This window comes from Streptomyces sp. NPDC127177, from assembly GCF_042672475.1.
In the GTDB taxonomy this organism is placed as follows: Bacteria; Actinomycetota; Actinomycetes; order Streptomycetales; family Streptomycetaceae; genus Streptomyces.
Genome location: NZ_JBHXUW010000099.1, coordinates 9,888 through 16,914, shown reverse-complemented (window position 1 = coordinate 16,914; position 7,027 = coordinate 9,888). Strand labels below are relative to the sequence as shown.

Here is a 7,027-nt window from a genome sequence, read left to right as displayed (position 1 = left end):
TGTCCGACGTCCCCGGCCCGCCTTCCGCGGTACGGAGGTTCAGACGCTCGCTACCTCGCTGCGGGCCGAGTCGACGACCGCCGTGTAGAGGCCGCCCAGGACCTCGGCGTGCACCGCCATGGTCTTGGCGTCCGCGGCCATCTCGGGGCTCTGCAGAACCGGCAGATATGCCTGCGGGCCGCTCCACCAGCCGATGTTGACGTAGGCGCTGGTCTCCCGGTTGGAGTGCACCAGCTGGTGGCCGAGGAAGCCGTCGTGGTCCTTGACGAAGGCGAGGTGGCCGAGGAAGGAGGCCTCGAAGGCCTGCTGGTCGGCGCCCTCGCGCAGCGTGAAGGTGGTCAGTGCGACGGCCGCGTCGGCCGACGGCACCGCGAGTTCGCCGAGCCCGTCCGCGGCGCTCTCGCCGGCCAGCACCGGCCCGTGCACGCTGGTGATCGCGGCGAGGTAGACGAAGCGGCTGCTGACGGCGGTGAAGAACTGCCAGTCGCCGACGACCGTGCGGTGCGCGTCCGCGTCCCGCCACCAGGTGAGGATGACGAAGGAGTCGGGCTCCCTGATACCGCGCAGCAGCGCGGTGCGCAGCAGCCCGTCCTTGGTGGAGACGGCCTGCTTGTACTTGGTGTACGCCTTCTCGAACTCCGCGCCCTTGGTCTTGTGCTTCTCCTTGAGCACGAAGTGCGCCACTGCGACGACGGGGCTGTTCTCGGTCATGGGTGTGGCCTTTCCGTTTTCCGGGTTGGGGTGGTGGGGTTACGCGGCGACCGGCTGGTCCGCGTACGCGTGTACGTACTTGTCGAGGACCCCGCGGTAGTAGTCGGGGCCGAAGCCGAGCCCGTACACCGGAGGCACGAGACGGCAGAGCTTGTCGATGGAGACCGCCTGGGCGCCCGACGCCTGGACATAGGTCTTGTCGGCGCGGGTGCCGAGCAGGCCCTCCATGTGCGTGACGATGTCCTCGATGCGCGGTGCGTGGCCCGACGCGACGTTGACCACGTCACGGGTGCGCCCGTCGACCAGCAGGGTGTGCACGATCTTGATGACGTCCTCGACGTCGATCAGGTCGCGCTGCGCCCCGCGGTAGACCTGGATACGGCCCTCCACCAGCTGCCGCACCAGGGCGGGCAGCAGTTGGTGCGCGGGCTGGTTGAAGCCGACGACGTGCGAGAGCCGCAGGATCAGGTACTCGACGTCGGACGACTTGACGACCGCTTCGAGGGAGAGCTTGTGACGGCCGTAGAGGGTCGCCGGGTAGACCGGGCCGTCCTCACGGCCCGGTGACGCGTCGGGCACCGAGTACATTCCGGCGGACGCGGTCGAGAAGAACACCAGGCGCTTGCGGTGTTTCTCGCAGTACCGCAGTACCTCGTACAGCCGGGCGGACTCCCGGGTGTACTGCTCGGGCGGGATGTCACCGGCGGCCGAGACTCCGGCGGCCAGCGCCACCACATCGGGGTGGTGGTCGCCGATGCCGGCCAGGTGTCCGGCCAGGAAGCCCCTGCCTACTATCTCCATGGGGTGTGCCAACTCCTTTTGTGGGGGGCTCGGATGTGGGCGCGTGCGGCGGCTCGTGTGCGGCACGGCCCCCTACGCGGCGGCCGGGGACGGCCGGTCCGCCCAGGCGGGGATCTCGAGGATCTCCAGGACGGCCGTGGTGATGGTGTAGCCCGCTCCGCCGCCGTAGAGCATCACGTGGTCGCCGGCCTTCAGCGCGCCGGTGAGCAGCAGGTTCTCCAGTCCGGCGGCCCAGTCGCCGGCACCGATGTGACCACTGCGGCGCGCGAAGTCCCAGGTCGTCTCGGATTCGTCGACGCCGAGCAGGTGGTGGATCTGGAAGGGGCCCTTGATCCGTCCGGTGGAGGGGATGATGACGTAGCTGATGTCGTCCATCTCCAGCTCCGCGTCGTCGAGGACGGCCTGCTTGGCCTCCTGCATCACCTTGCCGAAGCGGATGTTGGTGAGGGTCTCGTCGCTGACGGCCTTCTGGGCGTCGCCGCGGGCGGTCAGGTCGATCTGTCGCTCGGCGGCACGGGAGACCGGGCCGAACCTCTCGTCCCCCCGGGCCATCGGCTCCAGTGAGTTGTCGGCGACGGTCGCGGTGGCGACGAGCCGGGCGAAGCCGCCCTCGGTGGACAGGACGGTGGCCGTCGCGCCGTCGGCGTAGGCGTTGCCGTGCCGCAGCTGCCATCGGTCGGCGCCGGGGCCGCCGAAGCGGTCGGCCGTGGTGAGCATGACGGCGCTGCCGCGGCCGTACCCGGCCTTCAGGTGGGCGGCCGCCAGGTCGAGCCCGCTGATGCCGATGTTGCAGCGCTGCTGCACGTCGAGGCCGGGCACGGTCGCGCCCACGGTCCGCTTGGCGATGTAGGAGGCGGCCGGCCAGATGTCCAGGCCCTGGAACCAGGTGCTGCCGTGCAGCAGCAGGGAGTACGCGGACTTGGCGAGACCCGAGCGCTGATGGGCGGTGCGCCCCGCGGCGACGGCCATGTCCGGCGGTGCCGTCCACTCCTCGTCGTCGTCCTGCCTGAGGATCCGCACGGACTCGTAACCGAAGTCGTCGATCCACTCCTGGCCGCACTCACCGGCCGCGACGGCATCCGCCACCGGTACGGGGTCGGGCAGCAGGCTGCCCAGCCCGGCGACATAGATCTCGTTCCAACGCATTCAGCCACTCCCCTGCTCAGCGTTCCTGGTGGATCCCGCGGTACCGGCGGGTCCGTCCGTTCCTTGGTGCACACGGCATGCGCCCAAGGTCGCCATCGCCTCTCGAATCGGACTTGAGTACGGCAGGGGGACGGCCGCCCGACGGCGGCTCAAGTGGAAATCCAGCGGCCTCCCTCACTCTCTGGGGCATGACCGAACGGGCTGCCGATCGGGCTGCCCCCGCCCCCCATTCGGAGACCCGTCGTGCGCATCCTGTTCACCGCCCATGCCGGCAAGTCGCACCTGCGACTCCTGATACCTCTGGCCCAGGCCGCAGTACGGGCCGGGCACACCGTCGCGGTGGCCGATGACGAGTCCATGCGCCAGGAGAGCGTGAACTACGGGCTCCCGTTCTTCCCGGCCGGTGTCGACTGGTCCAAGGACCCCTTCTGTGTCGACGCCATCGCACTTCCGCTCTTCCGCGGGGACCAGGAGGCTTACGAGGAGGGCCTGGTCGACTGCGTGCTCGGCCCGCCCGCACTCGTCGCCGCCCGCGACATCCTGCGCATCGCCGATGACTGGAAGCCCGATCTCATCGTCCGCGAGGGCGAGGAGATGGGCGGCTATCTGGCCGCGGAGGTGCTCGGCATCCCGCATGTGGCGGTGGCCGGCGGTTCCACCCATCTGCTGCCGCCCGCGGTGACGCACGAGCGGCTGAACGCACTGCGCGCCGAACTCGCACTGCCCCCGGACCCGGCCGACAACACCGCGTACAAGCACCTCCTGGTGAGCTGGCTCGCGCCCCGCTGCACCGGCGACGACCTGGACCGGCGCACCCTGCGCCACTACCGCCAGAGCACGCCGTACCGCAGCGACGACACGGTGCTGCCCTGGCTCGCCGAGCTGCCGGAGGACAAGCCGGTGGTGTACGCGTCGATCGGGACCATGGCGCCGTCGATGCCGTGGCAGTCCAACGACCTGCTGCACGCGGTGATCGAGGCGGTGTCCGGCATCGACTGCACGGCCCTCGTCTCGATCGGCGTGGGCCGCGACGCGGCTGAGTTCGGCCCGGTGCCGGACCATGTGCGGCTGCTCACCGAATGGGTGCCGCAGGACGTGCTGCTGGAGGCCGCCGACGTCTTCCTCACCCACGGCGGCCACAGCGGCGTCCGCGAGGGCCTGCGGAGCGGGACCCCGATGCTCGTCACCCCGATGTACGACGACCAGCCGCACTCGGCCGAACGCTGCGCCGAGATGGGCAGCGGCATCAGCCTCCCGTCCTACTGGGCCACCGGCGAGACCGTCGGCGACGCGCTCCGCGGGCTGCTGGAGGAGCCGCGGTACCGGCGACGTGCGGCAGCCGTGCAGCGCGAGATCCTCGCCTGCCCGCCGGTGGAACAGCTCGTCATCGACCTCGAAGAACTCGTAGCCGCCACGGCGGCCCAGGAGGAGACATGCGTGTCCTAGTGACGGCCCTGGTGCCCAGTCACCTCGTGCCGATGGTGCCGCTGACCTGGGCGCTGCGGGCGGCCGGCCACCAGGTTCTGGTGGCCGGCGACGCGGAGCTCGTGACGTTCGCGGCCGCCGCGGGGCTGGACACCCGGCTGGTGGGCGGCGGTGAGACCCGGCAGCGGCTGACCCGCCCGGGAGCGGTGGCGATGCCCGACCGGGCCTCGATGGACCGGCGCGCGGAGTCCGAGTGGGACACGATCGGCGAGCGCTGGCGCACCCGGCTCGACGGTTACCTCGATGACCTGGTGCGGCTCGGCCGGGACTGGGAACCGGATCTGGTGGTCACCGACCCGGTGGAGTTCGGCGGCCTCGCGGTCGCCGGAGTGCTCGGGGTGCCGGGCATCATCCACCGCTGGGGCCCGGACGACTTCACCAGTCCGCTGCTGCGTCAGGCCAAGGTCCAGCTCCACGGGGTCTGCGCCGCTCTCGGCGCCGACGGTTTCCCCGACCCGGCTCTGATCATCGACCCCAGCCCCGCCTCGCTGCTGCCCGGCGGCGACAACGTCCCTGGTCTGCTGTCGCGTTACGTGCCCTACTGCGGCACCGCCGCACTGACCGACTGGGCGGTGGCACGCCCCGAACGGCCGAGGGCGCTGCTCTGTCTCGGCATGTGGCACGGCAGAGTGCTCGCCGATACCGGCGAACTGCCGCTCGGTTTCCGGCACGTGCTCGACGCCTGCACCGAGCAGGGCCTCGACGTGCTCTTCCCGATCGACGCCAAGTACCACTCGGCGCTCGGGGGCATCCCGTCGTCGGTCAAGGTCGTCGACCGTTTCCCGATCGGCCCGCTGATGCGTCACACGGCCGTCGCCGTCCACCACGGCGGCAGCGGAACGAGCATGACCTCCTTCGCGTCGGCGGTGCCGCAGCTGGTGCTGCCGGGCGACAAGCCGTTCCTCCAGACCACCGGCCGGCTCGTACAGGAGTCGGAGTCCGGGCTCAACCTCGCCACCGAGGAGGAGCAGCACGACCCCCGTCTTGTCAGGGAGGCCCTGGCGGGACTGCTCGGCGACGAGCGTCACCGCAAGGCCGCACGGGACGTCCGTGCGGAGATCGAGGACCTGCCGGGTCCCGCGGAGCTGGTCCACACCTTGGAAGGGCTGATCTGACATGCGCTCACTCACACAGGAAAGGGAACAGGTGCCACCCCCCATGGCAGAACAACACGGCCCTCCCGCGGTCGTTTTCCAGGGCGTCGTCAAGGAGTACGGCAGCGTCCGCGCGGTCGACGGGATCGACCTGTCGATCGCCCGCGGCGAGACCGTCGCCCTGCTCGGTCCGAACGGCGCGGGCAAGTCGACGGCGATCGGCATGCTCCTCGGGCTCTTCCCGCCGGACCAGGGCACCATCGAGGTGTTCGGCAAGAAGCCGGAACTCGCCATGCGGGCGGGCCACTTGGGGGCCATGCTGCAGGAGGGGAAGATGATTCCCCGGGTCTCGGTGCGCGAGCTGGTCGACTTCGTGCGCCAGACCTATCGCAAGCCGCTGCCGCTCAAGGAGATCCTGGAGCTCGCCGAGCTCACCAAGCTGGCCGACCGCAAGGTGGACCGGCTGTCCGGAGGACAGGCCCAGCGGGTGCGGTTCGCGCTCGCCCTGGCCGGCGACCCGGACCTGGTGGTGCTCGACGAGCCGACGGCCGCGCTCGACGTGGAGTCGCGGCGCGACCTGTGGGCGGCCATGCAGCGGTACGCCGAGCGCGGCAACACCGTGCTGTTCTCCACGCACTACCTGGAGGAGGCCGACGACAGCGCCGACCGGGTCGTCGTGATCGCCGCCGGACGGGTGGTGGCCGACGGCACCACCTCGCAGATCAAGTCCATGATCGAGGGCCGCACGGTCAGCTTCGTGCCGCGCGGCGGACACCGCGACGGCTTCGACCTGCTGCCGGGCGTCAGTTCCGTGGAGTTCCACGGCGGCCGGGTCCACCTGCGGACCAACGACTCCGACTCCACCGTGCACGCCCTGTCGCGTGCCGACGCCTTCAGCGACCTGGAGGTGTCCGGAGTCGGCCTGGAAGAGGCCTTCATCGCACTGACCCACCAGTCGCGCCACGCGCCCGCTCCGGAAGGGCAGACCACCTGATGCTCGGATACATCCGTCTTGAGATCCTGCGGCTGGTCCGCAACGGCGGCTACCTCATGATGAGCCTCGTCATGCCGGTCGGCCTCTACGTCACCCTCGCGGGCGGCGGCCCGGACCAGGATTCCCTGATGCGGTCGATGGTGGGCGCGGCCGCGTTCGGCGCGCTCGGTGTCGTCATCACCAACGGCACCGGGATCGCCGAGGACCGGTCGCTCGGCTGGCTGCGCCAGCTACGGCTCACACCGCTCTCCCCCGTCCAGGTCGTGATCGCCCGCGGCGCCGTCGCCACCTGCCTCGGCATTCTGCCCATCGTGGTGATCGGGCTCATCGGCAAGTTCTACCGCGGGGTCGAACTCGGGGCCGGCACCTGGCTGGAGATCTTCCTGCTGCTCTGGGTGGGCATCGCACCGCTCGCGATGCTCGGCATCGGTATCGGCTACCTCTTCAAGGCACAGCTCGCGCAGATCGCCGGCACCGTCTCGTATCTGACGCTGACCCTGCTGGGCGGTCTGATGATGCCGACCGACAGCCTGCCCGAGTGGCTGCGGCCACTGTCCACCGAGACCCCGGTCTACCGCTACGCCCAGCTGTCCTGGGACGCGGCGGCGCACTCCGCGCCGAGCGGTGCCGGGCTCGGTGTACTGGCTCTCTGGACGGCGTTGTTCGCCGCCTTCGCCGCCTTCGCCTACCGAAGGGGCGGCCGACAGGCCTGACCCTTCACACCTCTTGAAGTGCCCGCAGGGACAACTCCCTGCGGGGCCGAAGGGCGTCGGCCCCGGCCCGCAAGGGAATAGAA

General features: G+C 70.5%; 7 protein-coding genes. 4 read left to right on the top strand and 3 right to left on the bottom strand.

Annotation, left to right across the window (positions count from 1 at the left end; all coding sequences use genetic code 11):
- Window positions 1-39: 39 nt before the first annotated feature.
- The 3 genes from ACFVJX_RS34930 to ACFVJX_RS34920 all read right to left on the bottom strand — a co-directional run bounded on the left by ACFVJX_RS34930 (window position 40) and on the right by ACFVJX_RS34920 (window position 2,658).
- Window positions 40-711, bottom strand: a complete 672-nt coding sequence (locus tag ACFVJX_RS34930) for an antibiotic biosynthesis monooxygenase (RefSeq protein WP_384195915.1) — start codon at window positions 709-711, stop codon at window positions 40-42.
- 39 nt (window positions 712-750) lie between these two features.
- Window positions 751-1,512: an NAD-dependent epimerase/dehydratase family protein gene (locus tag ACFVJX_RS34925; RefSeq protein ID WP_384128086.1), complete on the bottom strand. Its 762-nt coding sequence runs from the start codon at window positions 1,510-1,512 to the stop codon at window positions 751-753.
- Window positions 1,513-1,584: 72 nt separating this feature from the next.
- Window positions 1,585-2,658, bottom strand: a complete 1,074-nt coding sequence (locus ACFVJX_RS34920; protein WP_384128084.1) for a ketoacyl-ACP synthase III family protein — start codon at window positions 2,656-2,658, stop codon at window positions 1,585-1,587.
- A gap of 243 nt (window positions 2,659-2,901) precedes the next feature.
- Between ACFVJX_RS34920 and ACFVJX_RS34915 the strand changes: the two genes are divergently transcribed.
- Genes ACFVJX_RS34915 through ACFVJX_RS34900 form a run of 4 tightly spaced genes read left to right on the top strand, consistent with a single transcriptional unit; the run spans window position 2,902 to window position 6,944 of the window.
- The gene (locus ACFVJX_RS34915; protein WP_384128082.1) at window positions 2,902-4,104 is read left to right on the top strand and encodes a glycosyltransferase; all 1,203 of its coding nucleotides are present in this window, start codon (window positions 2,902-2,904) and stop codon (window positions 4,102-4,104) included.
- On the top strand, window positions 4,092-5,258 hold the full coding sequence (locus ACFVJX_RS34910) for a nucleotide disphospho-sugar-binding domain-containing protein (RefSeq protein ID WP_384128080.1): 1,167 nt from the start codon (window positions 4,092-4,094) through the stop codon (window positions 5,256-5,258). The genes ACFVJX_RS34915 and ACFVJX_RS34910 overlap by 13 nt, the downstream gene beginning before the upstream one ends.
- Window positions 5,259-5,301: 43 nt before the next feature.
- Entirely contained in the window at window positions 5,302-6,231 is a 930-nt protein-coding gene (locus ACFVJX_RS34905) for an ABC transporter ATP-binding protein (protein ID WP_384128078.1), read from the top strand.
- Entirely contained in the window at window positions 6,231-6,944 is a 714-nt protein-coding gene (locus ACFVJX_RS34900) for an ABC transporter permease (protein ID WP_384196044.1), read from the top strand. Before ACFVJX_RS34905 ends, ACFVJX_RS34900 begins: the two co-directional genes overlap by 1 nt.
- The last annotated feature ends 83 nt before the right edge of the window (window positions 6,945-7,027 follow it).